Below are 24,326 nucleotides of genomic sequence, written 5' to 3'. Positions count from 1 at the left end.
CCTGGAGACCCACCATGTCCATCCACACCTCACTGGCCGCTGCAATCGCTTCGGTGTTGATCACCACCAGCGCCGCCCATGCCGCACCACGGCTGGATACCAGCAAGGTGATCAAGCGCAACGTGGCTGCCGCCACATCGACCGCCCAGCCGTCGGTCGGCCAGCGCTTCATCGTCAAGACGACCGGCACCACCACCCAGTCACGCAGCCTGTTGACGCAGTCGCTCGCCAGCTCGGCGCAGCGTTCAGGCATCACCACGGCGGCTGCGGCAACGGCACGCGCAGCCGCCCGTCCGGCCGCCCGGGCCAGTGTCCTGCGCAACATGGCCGTACCTGGCTGGTACGTGGTGCAGACCTCACGCCGGCTCAACTCCGCCGAGACGGCAGCCTTCGTCCGCGAGCTGGCGGCCGAACCCGGCGTGACGTCGGTCGAAGTGGACCGGCTCTACCAGGCGCTCGACACCGGGCGCGGCATGGTGCAGCCGAAACTGATCCCGAATGATCCTCAATATGCCCAGCTGCAGTGGAACTTCCACGATCAGACCGGTGGAGTACGCGCCGACCAGGCCTGGGACATCTCCACCGGCGCAGGCGTCGTGGTGGCGGTGATCGACACCGGCGTCGTGGAAAACACGCCCGACCTGAAGGACAACGTGCTGCCGGGCTATGACATGATCTCCGACCGCTTGATCTCCCGTCGCGACACCGACGCCCGCGTCGCCGGTGGCTGGGACCAGGGCGACTGGATGGAAGCCAATTACTGCACGGCGCTGGGCGCGCCTCCGCACGCCGCCCGCGACAGCTCCTGGCACGGCACCCACGTCTCCGGTACCGTCGCGCAGCAGACCAACAACGGTGTCGGTCTGGCCGGTCTGGCCCACAACGCCAGGATTCTGCCGGTGCGTGTGCTGGGTTCGTGTGGCGGGTACGGCAGCGACATTGCCGATGGCATGTTGTGGGCGGTCGGTGCGACCGTTGCCGGCCTGCCGGTCAATGCCAATCCGGCAGAAGTGCTCAACATGAGCCTGGGCAGCAATGGGCCCGACGCCTGCCCGCAGATCTACCAGGACGCCATCGACGAAGTGAACCGACGCGGTGCGATGGTGGTGGTGGCAGCCGGCAACTCCAACGCCGATGCCGGCACCTACACGATGTCCTCCTGCAAGGACGTGATCAGCGTCGGCGCCACGCGTGTCACCGGCGGCAAGGCCAGCTACTCCAGCTGGGGCAACCGGGTGGATCTGTCCGCGCCAGGTGGCGGTGGAGGTGTTGATGGAGACCCGAATGGCTACATCTTCCAGATCGTCAACACGGGCACCACCCGCCCCACGACCGAGTTCGGCATCGGGGGATATACCGGCACCTCGATGGCATCGCCCCATGTGGCCGCGGCGGCAGCGCTGGTCCAGAGCGTGGCCACCACGCCGCTGCGCTGGGATCAGATGCGGGACCTGCTGAAATCCACTGCGCGTCCTTTCCCGGCCAGCATTCCCACCAGCACACCGATGGGCGCGGGAATCCTCGACGCCAATGCACTGGTAACCGCCGCGACCACCGAACCCTGCGATCCCACCGTCGAGAGCTGCACCCCGCCGAATGTGGAACTGAGCAATGCAGTCGAACTGCGCGGGCTGTCAAGCACCTCCGCAGAGCGGACCTACAGTTTCACCGCCCGGGCCGGCACACCGTTGACCATCATGACGCTGGGCGGCAAAGGCGACGTATCGCTGTATGTAGCGGCGCAGCGCGTCCCCAGCGCCTCCGATTACGATGCGAAATCAACCCGACCGACCAATTCGGAGTCGGTGCGGATCGGCTCGCCCTCGGCGGTCACCTACATGATCCGCCTCACGGGAACATATTCCGGGTTGACCCTGGTAGCCCGGCAGTAAGCCTCAGGGGCGGCGCCACTCCGCGCCGCCCTCGATGCCCGGGATCCTTCGATGGAAAGCCTGCCCAGGAAACTCTCCTTGACTGATCGGCGCACGTTGCCGTCCCTCATCGGGGCGGTGACACGCCCCCTGCGGCCGCATGCGTTGTCCAGCCGCCACGGGACCTCCAGCGGGCTGCTGGACAGACATACCTTCACGATCGACTACACCACACGATCACCCCGGTTACCGGGCCGATCGCCCGTCGCCGTCCTCGTCGATGTCCTTGACCTGCCGATTGCCGAGCCCTGTCAGGCCTTCGGCATGGCCTCGCTGGAGACGCGGGTCAGGCAGGACGCAGCACGCATCGAGGCCGCCCTGGACGGCCAGGCGGACGTCCACCATATGGGCGGCAGCCGTTTCGCCTTCATCGTGGAGCTGCCCACCCGTGACGCCGTCGAGCGCCTGGTGGAAGCGCTGCACCTGCGCCTGACGCAGCCAAGGGAGGGTGCAGCGCAGCCCCTCCGGCCCCTCGTCCACGTCGGCCTCTGCCAGGCCGAAACCGGCAAGGACAGCGCCGACGACATCATCCGCGGGATGTTCGTGGGACTTCACTGGGCAGTGTCCAGCCAGGTCACCTACTGCTGGTACTCCGCCCCGCGCGATGAAAGTCTGCGGCGCGAGTATCACCTGCTTGCCGGCGCCCGCGACGGCCTGCGCCACGACGAATTCCATCTGCTTTACCAGCCTCGTTTCCGCGGGTCTGATCTCAGTGCGGTGTCAGCGGAGGCGCTGATCCGCTGGGATCATCCTCGGCTTGGCCCGGTCAGCCCTGCCGAATTCATCCCGGTATTCGAACGTAACGCACTGATGGAGAAGGTCACGGAGTGGGTCGTCGACCGAGCGCTGGAGCAGCTGTCATGCTGGAGACGCGACGGCATCACGCTGGGCCTGTCGATCAATCTGTCTGCACGGAATGTGGCCCGTGCCGGCATGGCCGATGCGCTGGTCGCCAGGATCCATGCCGAGGGGCTGCGCTGCAGCGACCTCGAGATCGAGATCACCGAAGGAGAATGGTTGAGGGTGAACTCCGTGCCCGGCGAGCAGCTCAGGCGGATGGCATCGGCGGGAATCCGCCTAGCATTGGACGACTTCGGCAGCGGCTACAGCAACTTCGCCTACCTGACCGAACTGCCGATCCACACGCTGAAGCTGGACAAATCGCTGATTGATGGAATCTCGACCGACACGCGGGCCCGCCTGAAAGTCCGTGCCATCATCGGCCTGGCCCATGATCTGGGCTACACCGCCGTCGCTGAGGGGGCTGAAACCGCCGACCAGGTCACCACGCTGCGGGAGCTCGGATGCGACCAGATCCAGGGCTTTGCATTGTGCAGGCCCATCAGTGCGACCGAACTGACCGATAGACTCACTGTTGCACCCCACCTGCTCGAATGAGCCAGGCCTGCACCCGCGGATGGACTGCGCGGCGTGCGTTTGATCCCTTCATGGAAGCCGCCGAGAATCCCGGGGCAGTTGCCTGCTCCTGATCCATCCGAGAAGTCTGCCAGTGGCCAACACAGGTTCCTTTCTGCTTCGCCTTGTTCAGGGAGACCTGACCACTGAAGGAGCGCTGACACGCCTGCACGCAGTGCAAGCAACATGCCGTGCATGCAACCACACCTCGATGCTGAAGGCGGGCGCAGGCCTGACCGATCTGCGTGGCGCAGGGATCCTGGTCTGCCCCTGCTGCCACAACCGGCAGGCGGTCAGCCGCATGCGCTTCGAGGAGTTCGTCAAGCGGTTGCCCCGCGCGGATGCCATCGACCACAGTGCCCTCCCGCTTGCCGCCGCTCCCGCTCACCACGCGTCACCGCAGCCGTTCCTGGAACTTGTGGTTGTTCGTGCCGGTGCGGCGCTGTTCGGGATCGATGTTGAATCGGCGGTGGAAATACGTGGTCCGGAGGCTCTAACCCGGGGTACGGACGGCCTGTCCAGCGTGTCCGTACGCGGGCAGACGGTGCCCGTCGTGGATCTTGGCCTTGTCACGGGCGGCACCCGCTGCGGTGCCCGCTGCCCGGCGATGCTGCTGGTGCAGGCTGGCGTCCAGCTTGTCGCCCTGGCGCTTGACGAGGTGCTCACCATCGAGAGTGTCCCGCTCGGCCACGTCCACCCCATCAGCAACGATGGGCAGGGATTGCCGCTCTGCAGCCACCGGGTCTGCCTGGCATCCAACCAGGAGGTTGCCCTCATTGATCCGAGCGTCGCTCTCACTCTCCAGCGGCGGCTCGCAGGTTCGCGGACCGATGCAGCGATCTTCCCCGGGAGGTCCGATGAACACTGAGACGCGGGATGCCTTGCTGCGCCTCCAGGGGGCCATGAACCGGATGCATGTCCGTGTGGCGGCACTGGAAGCGGCCACCGTTCTTCTGCTCCGCACGAACGCAGGCAATCTGGACGCGGCCGATGAATTCGAACGCAGCATCCGCCACTACCTCAGCGGCATGGACCTGCACCGGGAACACGTTTTTGCATTCGAGCAGATCGTCGAGCCTTGGCTCGGCATCCTGCGGGATCCGCTGGCCGGCATTCGCTCCCCTCCACCATCGGCCTGAACCGAAGGAGTGTGCGACTCAGCGCGTCTCGTCGGGCCGCCCGCCGATACGACGTCCTTGTGAGTCAACCACTGTTGCCTCCCCGAAGCCCATGGCGCGCACGGGTGCCTCGACACGGGACAGGTCACCCACCACGACCCACGTCAACCCGTCGGCATCCAGCGCGGCAGCAGCGGCCCGGACCTCGTTGAGATCGAGTTGTCGGAGAGCGCTGCTGCGCTGTGTGGTCCAATCGTCTGGCCGGTCGAACCGCACGATGTCTGCGATCTCCGAGGCGACGGCCTCCCGCGTCTCGAAACTGCCCGCCAGACGCCGCACCTGGCTGTCCCGGAAGCGTGCAACCTCGTCCTGCCTGGCAGGCGCCGGTCCGGACGCGTACTCCGCAATCTCGCGCTGAATCTCCGCCATGGCCTCCGCCACGCGGTCGGACTGCACCGGCGCCACCACGCGCCAGGGTCGCGCTATCGGGGCATTGGCGGCACTGGAGATCACGCCGTAGGACCAGCCCTTGGCCTCTCGCAGATTCATGTTGAGGCGCGCGCTTGGCGATCCCCCGAGGACGGAATTGGCGACCTCGAAGGCCAACGTCCGGGGGTCTGAACTCGGCGCGACCAGCTGCCCGGCCACCAGGGTGGCCTGCAGAGCGCCAGGGCTGTCGACCAGAAACACCCGTGGCCTCGCCTGCGCGGGCAGGCGGTCGTCGATGCGCACCTCAGGGATCCCACCCGACCCGCGCCAGTCGCCCAGATGCCTCTCAAGGACCGGGATCAGCTCCTGGAGCGTCGTATCCCCGACCACGACAAGCGTGCCCCGCTCCGGTCGGATCCAGGCGCGGTGGAACTCCACGAGGTCATCGCGGCGCAAAGCCTCCACGGAGGCCACGGTGCCGCGTCCGAAGGCTTGCGCGTAGGGGTGATCCAGCCCGAACAGCAATGCAGGGAGAAGGCTCGTGGCCAAGCGTTGCGGGTTGGCCGCGTCCTCTCGAAGGGCGCCCTGCCTGCCCACACGCATGCGCTCCATTGCTGCCGGCTCAAAACGCGGTCGGCGCAACATGTCCGCGTACAGCGCAACCGAATCGTCAAGCGTGTCTCTGAGACCGGCCAGGGTCACCGCGCCGCTGCCCACGTCGACACTGGAACCCAGCTCCGCCCCCAGCGATTCAGCGCGCGCCGCGAACGCCAGGGCATCGTAATCCCCTGCCCCCTCCGCCAGCATGCTGAACGCCATGTCTGCCAGACCCGCAGTTGCCGCGGGATCCACCGGGAACTGATACGACATGCGAACAAGCGGGACGTCCTCCCGTCGAGCCAGTATCACGTGGGTGCCGTTCGACAGCGCCGCCCGCTCGATCGCAGGGAATCTCAACTCCGGATAGCTTCCAGGAAACGGCGGCCCTGCGCTGCGATCCACGCCCGGTGCTGCAGCGCGATGGCTTTTGCCTGGGCTTTGCGCGTGGGACACCGCGTCAGCCGGCTCGGCCTCCTCAGCGAACGCAGCGCGGGCACCTGGAATGACCGTCAGGATGTGATCCCCCTGCCCCAGCCAACGGCGAGCGACGCGAACCAGCTGGTCGGGCGCGGCTGCTGCCACCACGTCAGCGGACCGCCGATAACAGCCTGCATCGCCTTCAAATACCTCACAGGCGGCGAGCACTTCTGCCTTGCCGTCCATCCCACCGTTACGCTCGATGCTCTTCACGAACTCGGCCCGCATCGCGGTCCGCGCACGTTGCACCTCATCGAGGGTGGGGCCTTCCTTCAGCAGACGCTGAAGCTCCACCTCGATGGCGGTTTCCACGGCCGACGGGTCGACACCGTCGCGCACGTTGGCGACGATCATGAAGCGCGATCCGAGCTGCCCCCCTGCCTCTGCCGTGACGTCAGTGGCAAGTTGATCGGAGTGCACCAGGCGCTTGCCCAGCCGGGAGGCATTGCCTCCTCCCAGAATGTGAGCCAACACCCGCAGTTGATCAAAGTCCGGCGTCCCACGAGCTGCGATGTTCCATGTGCGGTGAACGCGCGCTTGAGGGACCTGATCGGACAACGTTTCCCGGGTGGTGGAAGCCCGCTTGGCGACGTCCACGGGATCCCTTGTTACGTCGGGCGCCGCTGGGATATGCCCGAAATGGGACTCGACCTTCTTCCTGGCCTCTTCAACGCCGACATCGCCTGACAGCACCAGCACCGCGTTGTTTGGGCCGTACCAGGTCCGGAACCAATCCTGGACGTCGGCAAGTGTGGCCGCCTGCAGATCGCGTGCGGATCCGAAGGTCGAATGATGGTACGGGTGCCCCGGCGGGTAGCTTGAACGGGAAAGCTGCTCCCATACGAGTCCGTAAGGCACGCCACGCCGCTGCAGCTTCTCGTTCTCGACAATGCCCCGTTCGGTATCCAGCGCCTTCTGATCGATGGCACCCAGCAGATGACCCATGCGATCGGACTCCATCCAGAGCGCCAGGTCCAGCGCCGTCGATGGAACCACCTGCATGTAGTTGGTGCGCTCCGGCGTAACCGTGGCATTGACGTCGGTGGCGCCCACGCGTTGCAGCGGGCCGTAGTAGGCGTCGCGGTAATGCTCGGTGCCGCGGAACATCAAATGCTCGAAGAGGTGCGCAAAACCCGTGCGACCGGCAGGCTCATCGCCGGATCCGACCTGATACCACACGTGGACAGCCACGATGGGGGCCTTCCGGTCGGTGTGCACGATGACACGCAGCCCATTGGGGAGCGTGAAGCGCTCGAAGGGGATGTCCATCGCGTGCGGGGCTGCAGCCGGAGCGTGCAACCCCGCTTCCATGTCGCGCGCAGCCACTGGCACCGTGAAAGTGCCCACTGCCAGCACCGTCCAAAGCAGCCTCTTCGCACCACCTACGAAAGCGCTCATGCGTCCATCCCCCGCCCAGTCGTTGCCCACCCGCAAGCCCTGCAACACCACGTTGGCCCACCGGAGTTGTCTGGGGCTGCCAAGGTCCATTTCAGAAAATCAGGCCTCACCCCTGCCTCGCCGCGCGCAGTGCCCCAACTGCTGATCCGATCTTAACGCCCAAACTGCCCGCAATGCCTGGAGACCATCGCTTGATACTCCGCCATGGGCGCCAGGCCCATTCGAGCGCGACGCTCGTCAAGCGTCTCAGGTGCTTCAACCGCACGTGGCTCCCAACGCCCCGGGTCTGCACAACGCCCCTGCGTTCCATAGCGCTGGGGGTCGTGGGTGCGGTCCCAGAGGTAGGCGTAACTGGACGCTTTGACCTGCCCCGTCGCTACCAAGGGCTCCATGGCTTCGGCAACAGAGCGCTGGAACGCCGGATCCTTGTCGGCATGCTGGGCCAGCAGCCAGGCCGCGTCCGCCCCGTCCTGGCCCACCTGCGCCACGGTCGGCCAGCCATGGGCCGCAACGATCGCCTTCAGCCGAGCGGTGTGCACCGCATCGACGGCACTGAGCACCCTCTCCTCGCCCTCGGTGGTCAGCGGAAGGTCCCGCACCGCCTGATCGGCATCCTTCATCCGCAGGAGCTCACCGCGCAGCTCTGCGTCAGTGGGCGTCCCACCGCTGGCAGCCAGGGGCGCGAAGAGGATTGCAATCACCCACAATGGACCGAATCGCCGCGTCACAGCTCCATCTCCTGCGTGATGTCTCAGCCGATAATGCCCCGTTGGCAGATTTGCCGGTAGGTCGGCTTAAACTTGGTGCGTCGGCGGCGCCGGGCATCTGCCTGCGTCGCAACAACCGTATCCATGGTCGATCCGCTGTGTGCCTGTCGCGCCATCAATGTGATCCTGTTTGAGTCACTGCCGCCGGCGTGGCCCCGGATCGACCGCTACAACCGGTAGGAAGCTCTCTTGCAAACCACTGATTCAAAAGCGAAACCGTCTGCATCGAAGGCCAGTGCAGAGCACACGCCCCTCATGAAGCAGTTCTTCGCAGCGAAGTCCGAGTACCCGGATCTGCTGCTGTTCTTCCGCATGGGCGACTTCTACGAGCTGTTCTACGACGATGCACGCAAGGCTGCACGCCTGCTCGACATCACCCTGACCCAGCGCGGCAGTTCCGGCGGCGCCCCGATTCCAATGGCCGGTGTGCCCGTGCATGCCTACGAGGGCTACCTGGCACGGCTGGTGGCGCTGGGCGAATCCGTGGCGATCTGCGAGCAGATCGGCGACCCGGCCCTGGCCAAGGGGCTGGTCGAGCGCAAGGTGGTCCGCATCGTCACCCCCGGTACGGTCACCGACGAAGCACTGCTCGACGAACGCCGCGACACCCTGCTGATGGCCCTGTCGCGCACCCGGCAGGGCTACGGCCTGGCCTGGGCCGACCTCGCCGGTGGCCGCTTCCTGGTCAACGAGGTCGACACCGACGACGCACTGGAAGCCGAGCTGGCGCGCCTGGAGCCGGCCGAGCTGCTGGTGCCGGACGAGGAGAACTGGCCGGACTTCCTGCGCCAGCGCAGCGGTGTGCGTCGCCGCGCGCCATGGCTGTTCGATGCGGACAGCGGTCGTCGGCAGCTGCTGGCCTTCTTCAAGCTGCATGACCTGAGCGGCTTCGGCATCGACGACAAGCCACGCGCCACGGCCGCCGCAGGCGCCCTGCTCGGCTATGTCGAAGAAACCCAGAAGCAGCGCCTGCCGCACCTGACCTCGATCGCGATGGAAACCGCCGGCGAGGCGATCGCCATGAACGCCGCGACCCGCCGCCACCTGGAGCTGGATACGCGGGTCGACGGCGATACCCGCAACACCCTGCTGGGCGTGCTCGACAGCACCGTCACGCCGATGGGCGGCCGCCTGCTGCGTCGCTGGCTGCATCGCCCGTTGCGCCTGCGCGAGGTGCTGGTACAGCGCCACCATGCGGTAGCGACGCTGATCGATCGCGGCAGCGATGGCGACATCCGCGAACAGTTCCGTCGCCTGGGTGACCTCGAGCGCATCCTCACCCGCGTCGCCCTGCGCTCGGCACGCCCCCGCGATTTCTCGACACTGCGCGATGGCCTGGGCCTGTTGCCTGCGGTGCGCGACGTGCTGGCGCCGCTGGACTCGCCACGCCTGCAGGCGCTGTACGCCGCGCTGGGCGAGCATGACGACTGCGCGCAGCTGCTCGCGCGTGCCATCGCTGAAATGCCGCCGCTGAAGCTCAGCGATGGCGGCGTGCTGGCCGATGGCTTCGACGAGGAGCTGGATGAGCTGCGACGCCTCTCCACGAACGCCGACCAGTTCCTGGTCGACCTTGAACGGCGCGAGCGCGAAAGCAGCGGCATTGCCACACTGAAGGTCGGCTACAACCGTGTGCACGGCTATTACATCGAGATCAGCAAGGGCCAGGCCGACCGCGCACCGGTACACTACACGCGCCGCCAGACCCTCACCAACGCCGAGCGCTACATCACCGAAGAACTGAAGGCGTTCGAGGACAAGGTACTGTCCGCGCGTGACCGCTCGCTGTCGCGCGAGAAGTTCCTGTATGAGCAGCTGCTGGACACGCTGGGTGCACAGCTGGAGCCGCTGAAGCAGTGTGCCGCCGCGTTGAGCGAACTGGATGTGCTGGCCGCATTCGCCGAGCGCGCGCAGGCACTGGACTGGTCGCGCCCGGAACTGGAAACGGCACCCTGCCTGAAGATCGAGCGCGGCCGTCACCCTGTCGTGGAAGCCGTGCGCGAGCAGCCCTTCGAGCCGAACGATCTGGACCTGCACCCGGACCGCCGGATGCTGGTCATCACCGGCCCGAACATGGGCGGTAAATCCACCTACATGCGGCAGAATGCACTGATCGTGCTTCTGGCCCACATCGGCTCCTTCGTACCGGCCAGCCGCGCCGTGATCGGCCCGATCGACCGCATCCTGACCCGCATCGGCGCCGGCGACGACCTCGCCCGCGGGCAGTCGACCTTCATGGTCGAAATGGCCGAGACCAGCTACATCCTGCATCACGCCAGCCCACATTCGCTGGTGCTGATGGATGAGATCGGCCGCGGCACCTCCACCTATGACGGCCTTGCCCTGGCCGACGCGGTGGCCCGCCACCTCGCCTATGAGAACCGCTGCTACACGCTGTTCGCCACCCACTACTTCGAGCTGACCGCGCTGGCCGACGAGCAGCACGAGGGCGGCCGCAGCGGTATCGCCAACGTGCACCTGGATGCGGTCGAGCATGGCGAAGCGCTGGTGTTCATGCACGCTGTGAAAGACGGCCCGGCCAACCGCAGCTTCGGACTGCAGGTGGCCGCGCTGGCCGGCCTGCCTCGATCGACCGTGGCACAGGCGCGGCGGCGCCTGGCCGAACTGGAACAACGGGGCAGCGAGAGCCACGCGGCGGAGCTGGCCCCTCAGGCGCTGGATGCCCCGCAGCAGTTCGGCCTGTTCAATGCCCCGTCCAGCAAGGCGCAGGAGGCGCTGGCCGCCATCGATCCGGACGAACTGACGCCCAAACAGGCGCTGGAAGCGCTGTATCGGCTGAAGTCACTGCTGTAACCGGCATGGGACCGGCGCAACGCCGGCCCCCCCTCCCGCCCCCGGTCAGAGCGAGCCTGCGCCCGGCAGCCTTCGCATTTCCGTCGTGCAGGCGGCGTTATGCTCGGGCGGTCCTTCCTTCACAGAACGGAGACCGCCATGAACACCGAATCCCTCGCCGCATCCCTCTTCCAGCAGCTGCAGCAGGGGCAAGGCCTGCAGCAGGTTTCCCAGCAGCTCGGCCTGGACAGCAGCCAGACCACCCAGGCGGTGGGCAGCGCCTTGCCGCTGCTGCTGGGCGCAATGGGCCAGAACGCCAGCGAGCCGCAGGGCGCGCAGTCCCTGCTCAATGCGCTGCAGCGTGACCATCTGGGCAGTGGTGGGGGGGGCGGCTTCGACCTCGGCAGCATCCTCGGCGCAGTGATGGGTGGCGGCGGCAGCGGCGCCACCGATGGGGCCGGCATCCTCGGCCACATCTTCGGTGGCCAGCAGCCGCAGGCCGCGCAGGTGCTTGGCCAGAAGACCGGTCTGGACAGCGGCACCTCCGGCAAGCTGCTGGCGATCCTTGCGCCCATCGTCATGTCCTTCCTGGCCCAGCGCTTCGCCCAGCAGGGCAACGCCAGCGAACTCAGCAGCGCCCTCGGCCAGGAGGCGCAGCAGTCCGGCGGCATCGGCAGCATGCTGGGCGGTGTGCTCGATCAGGACGGCGACGGCCAGTTCGGGGCCAGCGACCTGCTGAAGCTCGGCTCGGGGTTGCTCAAGCGCTGATCGCACACACCCGTACAAGCCCCGGACCTAATAGACAGCCACTATCGCATTGGTTGAATCAATCGAATTTACCGATCCACAGGCGCCACCTAATGTGGGTCGGGCCTCCCCCGATTCCACCTTTCGCCAGTCCACAGGTAGAGACCCATGAAAAGCGAAGCGAAGTGCCCCTTCAACCATGCCGTCGTCGGTGACGCGACGACCAACCGCGACTGGTGGCCGAACCAGCTGCGCGTGGACCTGCTCAACCAGCATTCCGCGCGCTCCAACCCGCTCGATGCCGGCTTTGATTACGCATCGGCGTTCAAGAGCCTGGACTATGCCGCGCTGAAGGCAGACCTGAAAGCACTGATGACGGACTCGCAGGACTGGTGGCCGGCCGATTTCGGTCACTACGGCGGCCTGTTCATCCGCATGGCGTGGCACAGCGCCGGCACCTATCGCATCGGTGATGGCCGCGGTGGCGGCGGCCGCGGCCAGCAGCGCTTCGCTCCGCTCAACAGCTGGCCGGACAACGTCAGCCTGGACAAGGCGCGACGCCTGCTGTGGCCGATCAAGCAGAAGTACGGCCAGGCCATCTCCTGGGCCGACCTGCTGATCCTGACCGGCAATGTCGCGCTGGAGTCGATGGGCTTCAAGACACTGGGCTTCGCCGGTGGCCGTCCCGATACCTGGGAACCGGATCAGGATGTGTACTGGGGCCGCGAAACCACATGGCTGGGCGGTGACGTGCGCTACAAGCACGGCTCCGAAGGCGTGGTGGAATCCCACGGCGTGCTGGTGTCCGATGACGATGCCGATGGCGACGTGCATTCGCGCAAGCTGGAGAACCCGCTGGCCGCAGTGCAGATGGGCCTGATCTATGTGAATCCCGAGGGCCCCGACGGCAATCCTGACCCGGTACTGGCTGCACATGACATCCGTGACACGTTCGGCCGCATGGCGATGGACGATGAAGAAACGGTGGCGCTGATCGCCGGCGGGCACAGCTTCGGCAAGACCCATGGCGCCGGCCCGGCAGACAACGTCGGCAAGGAGCCTGAAGCGGCCGATCTGGAGAGCCAGGGCCTGGGCTGGGCCAACAGCTTCGGCAGCGGCAAGGGCGGCGACACCATCACCAGTGGCCTGGAAGTCACCTGGACCCGTACTCCAGCGCAGTGGAGCCATGACTTCTTCGAGAACCTGTTCAAGTACGAATGGGAACTGACCAAGAGTCCGGCCGGCGCGCATCAATGGGTGGCCAAGGATGCCGAGGCGGTCATTCCCGATGCGCACGACGCCTCGAAGAAGCACCGCCCGACCATGCTGACCACCGATCTGTCGCTGCGCATGGATCCCGCCTACGAAAAGATCTCGCGCCGCTTCCTGGCCGATCCGCAGGCGTTTGCCGATGCGTTCGCGCGCGCCTGGTTCAAGCTGACCCATCGCGACATGGGGCCGCGCGCGCGCTATCTGGGGCCGGAAGTGCCGGCCGAAGAGTTCATCTGGCAGGATCCGCTGCCGGCCGCAAAGCACCCGCTCATCGATGCCAGGGACGTGGCCACCCTGAAGCAGGCGATCGCCGCAAGCGGCCTGAGCGTCCCTGAACTGGTCTCCACGGCCTGGGCATCGGCCTCCACCTTCCGTGGCTCGGACAAGCGGGGCGGCGCCAATGGTGCGCGCATCCGCCTGGCACCGCAGAAGGACTGGCCGGTAAACCAGCCCACCCGTCTGGCCAAGGTGCTGGCCGCACTGGAAAAGGTGCAGAGCGGGTTCAATGCCGGCAGTGAAAGGCAGGTGTCGCTGGCCGACCTGATCGTGCTGGCCGGTGGCGTGGGCATCGAACAGGCCGCCAAGGCCGGTGGGTATGACATCAGCGTACCGTTCACGCCGGGCCGTACCGACGCCAGCCAGGAGCAGACCGACGTGGAATCGTTCGCGGTGCTGGAACCGGCGGCCGATGGATTCCGCAACTACCTCAAGGGCGCCTACAGCGTTCCGGGCGAAGCGCTGCTGATCGACCGGGCGCAACTGCTGACGCTGACCGCCCCGGAGCTGACCGTGCTGGTCGGTGGCCTGCGCGTACTGGGTGCCAATGCCGATGGCAGCGCGCACGGCGTCTTCACCGATCGGCCCGGGACACTCAGCAACGACTTCTTCGTCAACCTGCTGGACATGGGCACGCAGTGGAAGGCCACCGGTCGTGAAACCTACGAAGGCCGCAGCCGCAACGACGGCGCCGCACGCTGGACCGCCACCCGTGCTGATCTGGTATTTGGATCCAATGCGGTGCTGCGTGCGCTGGCAGAGGTCTATGGCAGTGCAGACGGCGAGAAGAAGTTCGTGCAGGACTTCGTCGCGGCGTGGACCCGGGTGATGGAGCTGGACCGCTACGACCTGCACGGCTGATCACCGGCAGGCCCGGCGCTGCTGTCGGAAGGCCCACCGGGCATGGCCCGGCGCTGCCACTGAAGGGCTCGCCGGGCATGGCCCGGCGCTGCCTTGGGGGCGTTCGCGTTACAGCGCGTCGATGTCGCCCAGCGCGCGGATCAGACGCCGCGCGCGCTTGTCCGGCTTGTGCTCCGGTGGCTGGAAGCCGTCGCGCGCGGCGATGCGCAGTGCGCGCTGCTCGGCGCGCCGTGCCTTCGAGGCCTCGCTCTCGGCATACAGCTGGTGCGCGACCGGGGCAGGCCCGCGCTGGTCGCTCAGGCCCATCACCTGGATCTCGAAATGCTCCTCGCCGCGATCGACCTGCAGGTGCTCACCCACGCGCACCGCGCGCGAGGACTTCGGCCGCTGACCGGCCACGCTGACCTTGCCGGTTTCGATGGCCTGCTTGGCCAGGCTGCGGGTCTTGAAGAAACGGGCCGCCCACAACCAGATGTCCAGGCGGACACTGGGCGACAGCGGGGAAAGCTCAGGCATCGGCAGGTACTACTCCGTTCGCTTGTTCAGGGGACGCGGATTGTCGGGGTCGGTGCGGCAGCCGCTGCCCCCGATCAGGGTCGGTGCTCCGGCAGCGAGATCCTGGCGCTGGCTGCCGACCAGACATTCGGGGCGGTCGGTCGGCCGCACCTGGGTATCGCCCAGCCGGTCTCCCGACGAACATGCGGCCAACAGGCCGCCAATCAAGGCCAACGTCATCGACCTCACCTGCTGTCGTTGATGCATTGCCACATCCCGCGAACCGGCTTGGTGCTAGTGTGCGCCTCCCAGGATTCGATCACCACCCCATGGCCAAAGCGCCGCTTGACCTGACCGCCGGCCCGATCGGCCGCAATCTCCTGCTGTTCTCGCTGCCGATCCTGGCGGGCAACATCGCGCAGTCGCTGAACGGTTCGGTGAACGCGGTATGGGTCGGGCGCTTCCTCGGCGAAGCGGCACTGACTGCCACCGCGAACGCCAACAACATCATGTTCTTCCTGATCGGTTCGGTGTTCGGCTTCGGCATGGCCTCCACCATCCTGATCGGCCAGGCCATCGGTGCACGGGATATCGCCCAGGCACGGCGCGTGGTCGGCACCAGTGCCACGTTCTTCATCGGCCTGTCGGCGATCATCGCCATCGCCGGCTGGTTCATGGCCCATCCGCTGCTGGCGGCGATGGGCACGCCGGCGGCCTCGCTGCCACTGGCCGAGGCCTATCTGCGCATCATCTTCCTGGCCATGCCGACGTTGTATGCCTTTGCCTTCCTCAGCGCCGCGCTGCGCGGTGCCGGTGACTCGCGTACGCCGTTCCGCTTCCTGCTGCTGTCGGTCGTGCTAGACATCGCATTGAATCCGGTACTGATCTTCGGCATGGGTCCGTTCCCGGAGCTGGGCATCGCCGGTTCGGCCTGGGCCACGCTGGTGTCGCAGACCCTCTCGCTGGGCGGCCTGCTGCTGTACATGCGGCACAAGCGCCACACGCTGTGGCTGGGTCGCGCCGACATGCGCCTGTTCAAGCTGGACCTGACCATCCTCAAGGCATTGGTGGTCAAAGGCGTGCCGATGGGCCTGCAGATGGTGCTGATCTCGCTGTCGGTGATCCTGCTGATGACCATGGTCAACCAGTACGGCACCGAAACTGCAGCGGCCTATGGCGCCTCGTTGCAATTGTGGAACTACGTGCAGATGCCGGCGATGGCGATCGGCGCGGCCTGTTCCACGATGGCCGCACAGAACGTGGGTGCCCAGCAGTGGGATCGCGTTCGCGGCACCGCACGCAAGGGCGTGCTGTTCAATTTCCTGCTGACCGGTGCGTTGATCCTGCCGCTGGTGCTGCTGGACCAGTACTCGCTGGCCCTGTTCCTGCCGCAGGGCAGCGAGTCGCTGCAGATCGCGCGCCACCTCAACCATGTCGTGATCGGCTCGTTCCTGTTCTTCGGCGTGAGCTTCGTGATTTCCGGCGTGGTGCGCTCGACGGGTGCGGTGATTCCACCGCTTCTGATCCTGGCCGCGTCACTGTGGGGCGTGCGCGTTCCGTTCGCCGAACTGCTGCAGCCCTATTGGGGTGCAGATGCGATCTGGTGGAGTTTCCCGGTCAGTTCTCTGGTGTCGATGCTGCTGTCGCTGGCGTACTACCGCTGGGGGGGATGGCGCAAGGCGAAGATGATCAGCACACCCGCGAAGGCCGAGGCGATTGCCACACCGTCGGAGATTCCCGCCTGCCCACCGTCACCGGTGGCGGACCCGGATGCCGTGACCCGGTAGCGCCGGGCATGGCCCGGTGCTACCGCTTGTTCTTCGCGGCGTTGTGCTTGGCCGCCGCGCGCATCAGGGTCTTGAACGCCGTGGCATCGGGCATGGTGCCTTCATGGATGTCGATCGCGCGCCGCGTGTTGCCTTCCAGGCTGGCGTTGAACAGGCGCTTCGGGTCCGGCAAGGCCGCCCCCTGGGCGAAGGTCAGCTTCACTGCCTGCTTGTAGGTCTCACCGGTGCACAGGATGCCGTGATGCTCCCATACCGGTGTGCCCCGCCATTTCCAGGTTTCCTGCACCTCCGGCAGCGCTTCATGGATCAGCGCCCGAACGCGTGCCAGCGTTTCACCGCGCCAGTCACCCAGTTCCGCGATGCGCGCATCGATCAGTGCGGCCGCGGGTGTTCCGGCGTCGTCGGGGTTCGGTGCATGCGTGGTCATCGTGTGCTCTCGTCGGCGGAACGTCCGGAATGGCGGGCTTACATGCGTTCGCCGGGCAATGCAGCGGCCTGGCGGACCCACTCGAGGAACTGCGCTTCATCCAGCATGCCCTCCTGCGTGATGTGCAGGTAGCGGGTATCGGCGCTTCTGGACGGCTCCGGTGGCATCGGTTGCAGGGCCGCACCGCGGAAAAACGCAACCTTGATGTAACGGGCGAAGCAATGGAAGCTGAGGAACCAGCCGGCATCGGCGGCCACCGCGTACATCGGCGAGTTCCACTTCACCGCCTTGTGCACGTCGGGCACGGCTTGGCCGATCAGTGCGTCGAGGCGTGCGCCGATGGGCTGCTTCCAGTCCGGCATGGCGGCGATGTACGCCTGCACCGGCGCATCACCCTCGCCCTTGGCGATCTGCGGATTTCCCCCGGACAGGAGCCTGGGTGCAGTGGAAGGTGCGGCTCGCTTGGAAGGCATCGCACGGCGCATGCATGGGAATGAAGCCGCAGACTAGCGCCATCGGCAGCCTGCGGTCACGGCGCACTGCGCCATCGCTTCAGTCCGCCAGCGAGGCCAGGAACTGGCGCCATTCGGGCAGCTGTCGTTGGCGTTGAAGCGAGCGCATCAGGAGCGCCATCACCACACCGAACAGGCCGCCCGCCAGCAATCCGGCACCCAGCAGCAGGCCGAGTGGACGCTCACCGCCCTGCCACAGCAGCAGCCACATCAGGGCGCACCAGAACAGGCCGAACAGCAGCCCCTGCACCAGCGCGTTGATGCGGAAACCGGCCAGGATCGGCGGCGGCACAGCGACGCCCATCCGCCACAGCGTCCGATGCAGCAACGGTGCGGACTGCGCGCGCGGCAGCCCCTTGTCGTCCAGCAGACGAAGCGCCGCGCGGATGCGGTCGGGATAGCGCAGGTCGTTCTTGTTCATCGCACGAACCTAGCGGATGCAGGAGCACAAACGCAAACGGCCGCCCGAAGGCGGCCGTCGCGGCAACAACCGGAGTTGTCTATCAGGCCTTTTCGGCCAGACGGGCAGCCTTGGCCTGCGCAGCGGCAGCCAGGTCTTCCTTGATGCGGGCAGCCTTGCCTTCCAGGCCACGCAGGTAGTACAGCTTGCCGGCGCGGACCTTGCCGCGGCGCTTCACTTCGACCGAGTCGATGATGGCGCTGTGGGTCTGGAAGACGCGCTCGACGCCGTAGCCGTGCGAGATCTTGCGGACGGTGAACGAGGAGTTCAGGCCGGCATTCTTGGTGCCGATCACAACGCCTTCGTAGGCCTGCACGCGCTCACGGTTGCCTTCCTTCACCTTCACGTTGACGACAACGGTGTCGCCCTGGCTGAACTTCGGCAGTTCGCGGGTGATCTGGGCGGATTCGAATTCCGCGACGATGGACTTGTTCAGCTTGCTCATGGGTTACACCGATTCTTGTTCGGGTGGGCGTGTCGATTCGACAACGTAGGCTCATGCAGTCACCGGACTGTGCTGCACGTTTGTTTTGGGTACTGCGCACGCCAGCCGGGGCCGGCGGGAATTGGCCATGATAGCCGATAACGCCAGCCCTGCGCTAGGGGCTGGCCTTTTGTTTCCGGGCCTGACGGCCCTGCTCCAGCAGTTTGCGGTCGGTCTTGCCCAGCGCCTGTTCATCCAGCAGGTCCGGGCGCCGCTGGGCGGTACGGACCAGGGACTGCTGGCGGCGCCAGGCGGCGATGGCCGCGTGGTTGCCCGAGCGCAGCACCTCCGGCACGTCACCCAGCGGGTGCTGGGCCGGCTGGCTGTAATGCGGGCAGTCGAGCAGGCCGAGGTCGCCCTCGAAGCTGTCCTGTGCCGCCGATTCAGCGTCGTTCAGGGCCCCCTCCTGCAGGCGGGCCACGGCGTCGATGATGACCGCTGCGCCCAGCTCGCCGCCGGACAGCACGTAGTCGCCTAGGGAAATCTCCTCGTCGACATTGGCTTCCAGGAAGCGCTCGTCGATGCCCTCGTAGCGCCCACAGAGCAGGACCATGCGCGGCAGCGCCGCCAGTTCACGGACCTTGGCCTGGGTCAACGGCGCCCCCTGCGGGCTGAGGTAGATCACCCTGGCCGGGGTCGGATCGGCATTGCGGATCGCCTGCAGGCAGGCCTGCAGCGGTTCGATCAGCATCACCATGCCCGGGCCACCGCCGAAGGGACGGTCGTCCACCCGGCGGTAGTTGCCTTCGGCGTAATCACGGGGATTCCAGCCGTGAAGGCTGAACAACCCTTTCTCCTGCGCGCGTCCGACCACGCCCAGTCCAGCAGACTGGGCGAGGAACTCGGGGAACAGGGTGATGACGTCGAAACGCATGCTCAGAACTCGGGATCCCAGTCGACCACGACCAGGTTCGCCTCGAAGTCCACCGAAACGACGAAGTCCGGCAGCACGAACGGGATCATCCGCTCGCGGTCGCCACGGACCACCACCACGTCGTTGGCACCGGTGCTGAACAGGTGCGAGACCTGGCCCAGGGCAACGCCCTCGGTCGTCTTCACGTCCAGGCCTTCCAGGTCGACCCAGTAATATTCATCCGGATTCGGCGGCGGCAGCGCGCTGCGCGGCACGTAGATCTCGGTGCCACGCATGGCTTCGACCGCGTCACGGTCCTCGACGCCGGGGAAACGCGCGACCAGGTGCTTGCCGCTGTCGCGACCCCGCACACCTTCAATCGTGGTTTCCACGCCGGACGGACTGCGCACGATCCATGGCTGGTAACGGAAAATGGCGGAACGTGGCTCGGTCCAGGACTCGAGCTTGATCTCGCCGCGCACACCAAAAGCGCCGACAATCCTGCCCAGCAGGATGCGGCGCTCGATATCTTTCATCTGCTTCAACCAGGAGGGCCACGCCGGAGCGTGGCCCGTCAGGATCAGGCCGCAGCGGCCTGGGACTTGGTCGCTTCCTTGATCAGGTTGCGGACCTTGTCGGTCGGCTGGGCGCCGTTCTTGACCCAATGGTCAACGCGGGCCAGATCCAGCTCGATGCGCTTCTCGGCGCCCTGGGCGACCGGGTTGTAGAAGCCAACGCGCTCGATGTTGCGGCCGTCGCGCGCGCTGCGCACGTCGGTGACGATGATGTGGTAGAACGGACGCTTCTTGGCGCCGCCGCGGGTCAGTCGAATCTTGACCATGGTGTGTTTTCCTATTGCCCAGTCGCCAGGATGGCGAGGTAAGCGGGCGATTATAGCGGCAGAGCGTGACCGAGCCAACCCCATGCGTCACGGTAGCGCCGGGCCATGCCCGGCGGCCGGCAGGCCATGCATCCGTTCAGGAAAGCGGTTGCCACGGCACGCCGGCCAGTACCGCCCGGCCCTGTTCAGCCAACGCCAGCGAGCCGGTCAGGGCCCGCCCATCAATGATCTGCAGCGCCCAGAGTCCGCTGGCGTTGCAGGCAAACGCAGCCTGCACTCCATGCAGGGCGCCTGCCGGCAGGGGCCGGCACACCTGCGGTCCGTTCCAATGCGCACGCAGCAGGGCCTCTGCGGTACCCCGCAGCGCGGCGGCGCGTGGCCAGATCAGCTGGTGCCCATCATGCACGGCCACGTTCCAGGTCGTGCCCTCGCTGACGTGCCCCTGCGTGTCCACGAAAAGCGCGTCGTCAAACCCGTCGGCCATCGCCGCGCGCCGCTGCGCGAACAGGCCGAACGTGCCGACGTGCTTGATCTGCGGCAGCTCCCGCTGCCAGGTGACGCTGCGCACGCGGCGCGGCGTGGACAGCGATACCGGCGCGGATACCGCCACCAGCACATCGACCGCCACGCGGGCCAGTGGATCGCGGAAGTCGAAGTGACGCGAGAACACCGTCACCCGCAGCGAGGCGTCGGCAAGACCGGCCCTCTGCAGCGCCTGCGCCATCCAGCCCCGCACCTGCGCGGTGTCCAGCTCGCTGCCGAACAGGTCTCGTGTGGCCTGCGACAGTCGAGCCAGATGCAGGTCCAATCCCTGCACTGCTCCGCCACGCACCTGCAGCGAGGTGAAGTGACCGTAATTCACCAGCGCCGGCAGCAGATCCTCCACCTGCGCCGGCTGGCCGTTGCAGGTCAGCATCATCGCAGCAGCGCCTGCGCCTGTTCCCACATGCCGCGCAGCACGTCAGCGGCCGGCCGCGCCGGTGCCATCCACGCCGACTGCCCGGCCCAGGCCTGCATCGCCGCCAGCCGGTTCTCGCGTGTGGCCTGCGCGCGCATCGGCCCGGTTAGTCCACGCTGTACCGGGTACGGGCGCGGAGCCGGCGCACCGGCCGCCGCAGCGGCGCGTACATAGGGCGTTGCCAGGCCGCGGCCCAGTCGGCCACTGAACGCACGCGTCGGCCAGGTATCCTCCGGTTCCGTGATCGCCAGCGCGTCGGCCCAGGCCGGCGCCAGTGCTGCCTCCGGTGTGCGCAGGAACGCGGTGCCGATCTGCACCGCGCTGGCACCCAGCGTCAATGCCGCGGCGATGCCACGCCCGTCGGCGATGCCACCGGCCGCGATCACCGGAACTTGAAGATGGTCCGCCAGCCGCGGCAGCAGTGCGAACAGGCCGACCAGCTGGCGTTCGGCCAGCGCCGGATCGAAGGCCCCGCGATGGCCACCGGCTTCAGCCCCCTGTGCCACCACCGCATCGGCCCCGGCGTCCTGTGCAGCCCGCGCTTCGGCCAGCGTGGTGGCACAGGCGATCCAGGCAATGCCGGCGTCCTTCAACCGCTGCACATGCGCGGGGGAAAGCACACCCATGATGGTCGAGGCCACCGCCGGGCGCGCGGCCAGCAACGCAGCGAACTGGTCCTCGAAATCGGCTGGCGTGGCATCGGCCGCACTGGCCGGCACCTCCGGTCCCCACTGCGCGAGGAAGGCACGGCTGGCGGATTCGGCGACCACGTCGCGCGTCGGCGCCGGGTCCGGCAACCACAGGTTCACCTGCGCCGGGCCGGTGGAAATGGCCCGGAACTCATCCATCCACCGCCCGATATCGGCGGCCGAGGAGAGCACCGCGCCCATTGCGCCCATGCTGCCGGCATTGGCCAGCGCCGCCGACAACGGCACCGGACAGGCACCGGCCATGGGGGCGAGGAGGATCGGAAGCTGCAATGAAAAACGCCGACAGAAGGCGTCGGCGCGTTCAAGAATCGGCGATGCGTTCACGCGACATACCTGCGGGAGAGGTCGCCGCCCAGCATACGCCAGTCGTTGCAGGCGGGGTCGGATCCGAACAGGTTCCGCCCCCGATGTTGATCAACGGAACGGCATGCCGCGGCCACCCATGGCGCCCATCATGCCCTTCATGCTGCGCATCATGCCCTTCATGCCGCCGCCGGCCATCTTGCTCATCATCTTTTCCATCTGCATGTACTGCTTCATGAGCTTGTTGACGTCGGCCGGAGTCACGCCCGAGCCCTTGGCGATGCGCGCGCGGCGCGAGCCGTTGAGCAGGTTCGGATTGCGCCGTTCCTTCTTGGTCATCGAACTGATGATGGCGATCATGCGTGGCACTTCCTTGCCCTGGCTGACCTGCTGCTTGAGGTGGTCCGGGATGTTGCCCAGGCCCGGCAGCTTGTCCATCAGGCCGCCGATGCCGCCCATGTTCTGCATCTGCTCCAGCTGGTCGCGCATGTCGTTCAGGTCGAACTTCTTGCCCTTGGCGACCTTCTCGGCCAGCTTGGCCGCCTTGTCCTTGTCGACCTGCTGCTCTACCTGCTCGACCAGCGACAGCACATCGCCCATGTCCAGGATGCGGCTGGCGATGCGGTCCGGATGGAACACATCCAGGCCGTCCGGCTTTTCGCTGACACCGACGAACTTGATCGGCTTGCCGGTGATGTAGCGCACACTCAGGGCGGCACCGCCACGGGCGTCACCGTCGGTCTTGGTCAGCACCACGCCGGTCAGCGGCAGCGCATCCCCGAAGGCCTTGGCGGTGTTGGCCGCGTCCTGGCCGGTCATGGCATCGACCACGAACAGAGTCTCGGCCGGGTTGACCGCTGCGTGCAGGGCCTTGATCTCGGCCATCATCGCTTCGTCGATGGCCAGGCGGCCGGCGGTATCGACCAGCAGCACGTCGACGAACGACTTGCGCGCATCGTCGATGGCGGCGCGGACGATGGCTTCCGGCTTCTGGTCGGCGCTGGACGGGAAGAACAGCACGCCGACCTGTTCGGCCAGGGTCTTCAGCTGCTCGATCGCCGCCGGACGGTAGACGTCGGCCGAGACCACCATCACCTTCTTCTTGCGCTTTTCCTTCAGGTGCTTGGCCAGCTTGCCCACGGTCGTGGTCTTGCCGGCGCCCTGCAGGCCCGCCATCAGGATGATGGCCGGCGCCGGCACGTTGAGGTTCAGGTCGCTGGCTTCAGCGCCCATCACCGCGGTCAGCTCGTCGCGGACGACCTTGATCAGCGCCTGGCCGGGGGTCAGCGACTTCAATACTTCCTGGCCAACGGCGCGCACCTTGATGCGCTCGATCAGCGCCTGTACCACCGGCAGCGCGACATCGGCCTCGAGCAGCGCGATGCGGACCTCACGGGTGGCCTCGCGGATGTTCTCCTCGGTCAGGCGGCCACGGCCGCGCAGGCGCTCGATGGTGCCGGAAAGGCGCTGGGTCAGGGACTCGAACATGCGGTGCGACCTGTCTGAAAACGGGGGACAATAAGGCACACAGTATAGCCGGTCCGCCCCTGCTCCCGGGCTGCGACACGGCGGCCGTCGCCAGCACCCCGGGGGTATGCGAAACTGCCACGATGACAATCGTTCTCATCGCCGTCCTGCTCTACCTGGCCGCCAGCGTCCTGCTGGTGCGCGCGCTCGGCCGCGATGGTGCCGTAGGTTCGCCCGCCTGGCTGTGGCCGGCGCTGCCAGCCATCGTGCTGCATGGCGGCTATCACGTGATGGTGGCGATGCGCACGAACGGCGGGCCGGACATGCATTTCTTCGCGGCGCTGTCGCTGGTCGGCCTGGGCATGGCCTGGCTGACGTCGCTGGTGGGTGCACGCGGCCGCATGTCCGCGCTGGGCGTGGTGGTGTTTCCGCTCGCGGCACTGTTGCTGCTGGCCTATCACGGCTATGGCCACGAGCCGAGCAAGGTGCTGGGCTGGCGGTTGGCCAGCCATGCCTGGCTGGCCCTGCTGGCCTACGCCACGCTGAGCATCGCGGCATTGCTGGCGATCATGCTGTGGCTGCAGGAACGCGCGCTGCGCCGCCGCGAATTCCGGCCCTGGCTGCGCGCCCTGCCCCCGCTGGCCGATCTGGAAGCGCTGCTGTTCCGGGTCATCGCGGTGGGCTTCGCCCTGCTCACGCTGACCCTGGTCACCGGCGTCCTGTTCGTCGATGACCTGCTTGCACAGAAGCTGGTGCACAAGACCGTACTGAGCGTGCTGTCGTGGATCGTTTTCGGCGTGCTGCTGATCGGCCGCCGCCGCTACGGCTGGCGCGGGGTGAAGGCGGTGCACTGGACATTGACGGCCATGCTGTTGCTGCTGCTGGCCTTCTTCGGCAGCCAGTTCGCGATCGAGCTGGTGTTCGGACACTCCCGTTGATCGGATGAC

The 24,326-nt window shown here is 66.8% G+C and carries 23 protein-coding genes; 9 read left to right on the top strand and 14 right to left on the bottom strand.

Annotation, left to right across the window (positions count from 1 at the left end):
• Positions 1-14: 14 nt before the first annotated feature.
• From N8888_RS05400 to N8888_RS05385, 4 genes are all read left to right on the top strand, one after another.
• Positions 15-1,892 (top strand): S8 family peptidase, encoded by a 1,878-nt coding sequence (locus tag N8888_RS05400; protein ID WP_164150750.1) that lies wholly within the window; start codon positions 15-17, stop codon positions 1,890-1,892.
• A gap of 51 nt (positions 1,893-1,943) precedes the next feature.
• Complete coding sequence (locus N8888_RS05395) at positions 1,944-3,329, top strand: GGDEF domain-containing phosphodiesterase (protein WP_263177832.1); 1,386 nt, start codon at positions 1,944-1,946, stop codon at positions 3,327-3,329.
• A gap of 229 nt (positions 3,330-3,558) precedes the next feature.
• The gene (locus N8888_RS05390; protein WP_164150746.1) at positions 3,559-4,215 is read left to right on the top strand and encodes a chemotaxis protein CheW; all 657 of its coding nucleotides are present in this window, start codon (positions 3,559-3,561) and stop codon (positions 4,213-4,215) included.
• Positions 4,205-4,486, top strand: coding sequence for a hypothetical protein (locus tag N8888_RS05385; RefSeq protein ID WP_146256219.1), 282 nt, complete (start codon positions 4,205-4,207; stop codon positions 4,484-4,486). Before N8888_RS05390 ends, N8888_RS05385 begins: the two co-directional genes overlap by 11 nt.
• 18 nt (positions 4,487-4,504) lie before the next feature.
• Here N8888_RS05385 and N8888_RS05380 read toward each other — a convergent pair whose 3' ends face one another.
• Positions 4,505-7,369 carry a M16 family metallopeptidase gene (locus tag N8888_RS05380; RefSeq protein ID WP_263177831.1) on the bottom strand — a complete coding sequence of 955 codons (2,865 nt, stop codon included), beginning with the start codon at positions 7,367-7,369 and terminating at the stop codon, positions 4,505-4,507.
• 152 nt (positions 7,370-7,521) lie between these two features.
• Positions 7,522-8,097, bottom strand: coding sequence for a DUF6624 domain-containing protein (locus N8888_RS05375; protein ID WP_263177830.1), 576 nt, complete (start codon positions 8,095-8,097; stop codon positions 7,522-7,524).
• A gap of 294 nt (positions 8,098-8,391) precedes the next feature.
• Between N8888_RS05375 and mutS the strand changes: the two genes are divergently transcribed.
• The 3 genes from mutS (at position 8,392) to katG (ending at position 14,082) form a co-directional block, all read left to right on the top strand.
• Positions 8,392-10,947 carry a DNA mismatch repair protein MutS gene (mutS, locus tag N8888_RS05370; RefSeq protein WP_065181133.1) on the top strand — a complete coding sequence of 852 codons (2,556 nt, stop codon included), beginning with the start codon at positions 8,392-8,394 and terminating at the stop codon, positions 10,945-10,947.
• A 138-nt stretch (positions 10,948-11,085) separates the two neighbouring features.
• Entirely contained in the window at positions 11,086-11,694 is a 609-nt protein-coding gene (locus N8888_RS05365; RefSeq protein ID WP_065181132.1) for a DUF937 domain-containing protein, read from the top strand.
• Between the two features lie 147 nt (positions 11,695-11,841).
• Positions 11,842-14,082, top strand: coding sequence for a catalase/peroxidase HPI (gene katG / locus N8888_RS05360; protein WP_111186811.1), 2,241 nt, complete (start codon positions 11,842-11,844; stop codon positions 14,080-14,082).
• Positions 14,083-14,190: 108 nt separating this feature from the next.
• Here katG and N8888_RS05355 read toward each other — a convergent pair whose 3' ends face one another.
• Both N8888_RS05355 and N8888_RS05350 read right to left on the bottom strand, forming a co-directional pair.
• Positions 14,191-14,598, bottom strand: coding sequence for an Hsp15 family ribosome-associated heat shock protein (locus tag N8888_RS05355; protein ID WP_053518953.1), 408 nt, complete (start codon positions 14,596-14,598; stop codon positions 14,191-14,193).
• A 9-nt stretch (positions 14,599-14,607) separates the two neighbouring features.
• Positions 14,608-14,844 carry a hypothetical protein gene (locus N8888_RS05350; RefSeq protein WP_053518955.1) on the bottom strand — a complete coding sequence of 79 codons (237 nt, stop codon included), beginning with the start codon at positions 14,842-14,844 and terminating at the stop codon, positions 14,608-14,610.
• Positions 14,845-14,906: 62 nt separating this feature from the next.
• Between N8888_RS05350 and N8888_RS05345 the strand changes: the two genes are divergently transcribed.
• The gene (locus N8888_RS05345; RefSeq protein ID WP_065174644.1) at positions 14,907-16,364 is read left to right on the top strand and encodes an MATE family efflux transporter; all 1,458 of its coding nucleotides are present in this window, start codon (positions 14,907-14,909) and stop codon (positions 16,362-16,364) included.
• A 19-nt stretch (positions 16,365-16,383) separates the two neighbouring features.
• On the opposite strand, the gene N8888_RS05340 is transcribed toward N8888_RS05345, so the two are convergent.
• From N8888_RS05340 to ffh, 10 genes are all read right to left on the bottom strand, one after another.
• Positions 16,384-16,791: a DUF1801 domain-containing protein gene (locus N8888_RS05340; RefSeq protein WP_053518959.1), complete on the bottom strand. Its 408-nt coding sequence runs from the start codon at positions 16,789-16,791 to the stop codon at positions 16,384-16,386.
• A 38-nt stretch (positions 16,792-16,829) separates the two neighbouring features.
• Complete coding sequence (locus tag N8888_RS05335) at positions 16,830-17,264, bottom strand: DUF1801 domain-containing protein (RefSeq protein WP_263177829.1); 435 nt, start codon at positions 17,262-17,264, stop codon at positions 16,830-16,832.
• A gap of 79 nt (positions 17,265-17,343) precedes the next feature.
• The gene (locus N8888_RS05330; RefSeq protein ID WP_053518961.1) at positions 17,344-17,724 is read right to left on the bottom strand and encodes a DUF6404 family protein; all 381 of its coding nucleotides are present in this window, start codon (positions 17,722-17,724) and stop codon (positions 17,344-17,346) included.
• A gap of 82 nt (positions 17,725-17,806) precedes the next feature.
• Entirely contained in the window at positions 17,807-18,208 is a 402-nt protein-coding gene (rplS, locus tag N8888_RS05325; protein WP_053518963.1) for a 50S ribosomal protein L19, read from the bottom strand.
• A 154-nt stretch (positions 18,209-18,362) separates the two neighbouring features.
• Positions 18,363-19,121, bottom strand: a complete 759-nt coding sequence (gene trmD / locus N8888_RS05320; RefSeq protein ID WP_053518966.1) for a tRNA (guanosine(37)-N1)-methyltransferase TrmD — start codon at positions 19,119-19,121, stop codon at positions 18,363-18,365.
• Positions 19,122-19,123: 2 nt separating this feature from the next.
• Positions 19,124-19,636, bottom strand: coding sequence for a ribosome maturation factor RimM (gene rimM / locus N8888_RS05315; RefSeq protein WP_053518968.1), 513 nt, complete (start codon positions 19,634-19,636; stop codon positions 19,124-19,126).
• A gap of 44 nt (positions 19,637-19,680) precedes the next feature.
• On the bottom strand, positions 19,681-19,941 hold the full coding sequence (gene rpsP / locus N8888_RS05310; RefSeq protein ID WP_005415733.1) for a 30S ribosomal protein S16: 261 nt from the start codon (positions 19,939-19,941) through the stop codon (positions 19,681-19,683).
• Between the two features lie 136 nt (positions 19,942-20,077).
• Positions 20,078-20,860: an aminotransferase class IV family protein gene (locus N8888_RS05305; protein ID WP_263177828.1), complete on the bottom strand. Its 783-nt coding sequence runs from the start codon at positions 20,858-20,860 to the stop codon at positions 20,078-20,080.
• Positions 20,857-21,933, bottom strand: coding sequence for an NAD(P)H-dependent flavin oxidoreductase (locus tag N8888_RS05300; RefSeq protein WP_253118959.1), 1,077 nt, complete (start codon positions 21,931-21,933; stop codon positions 20,857-20,859). The genes N8888_RS05305 and N8888_RS05300 overlap by 4 nt, the downstream gene beginning before the upstream one ends.
• Positions 21,934-22,023: 90 nt before the next feature.
• The gene (gene ffh / locus N8888_RS05295) at positions 22,024-23,400 is read right to left on the bottom strand and encodes a signal recognition particle protein (RefSeq protein ID WP_053518973.1); all 1,377 of its coding nucleotides are present in this window, start codon (positions 23,398-23,400) and stop codon (positions 22,024-22,026) included.
• A gap of 122 nt (positions 23,401-23,522) precedes the next feature.
• Here ffh and N8888_RS05290 point away from each other — a divergent pair, with 122 nt between their 5' ends.
• Positions 23,523-24,317, top strand: a complete 795-nt coding sequence (locus tag N8888_RS05290; protein ID WP_053518974.1) for a cytochrome C assembly family protein — start codon at positions 23,523-23,525, stop codon at positions 24,315-24,317.
• Positions 24,318-24,326: the final 9 nt, after the last annotated feature.

Source organism: Stenotrophomonas maltophilia, from assembly GCF_025642255.1.
In the GTDB taxonomy this organism is placed as follows: domain Bacteria; phylum Pseudomonadota; class Gammaproteobacteria; order Xanthomonadales; family Xanthomonadaceae; genus Stenotrophomonas; species Stenotrophomonas maltophilia_P.
The sequence above is the reverse complement of the archived record's forward strand: the minus strand, read 5'-3'. Positions and strand labels throughout refer to the sequence as shown.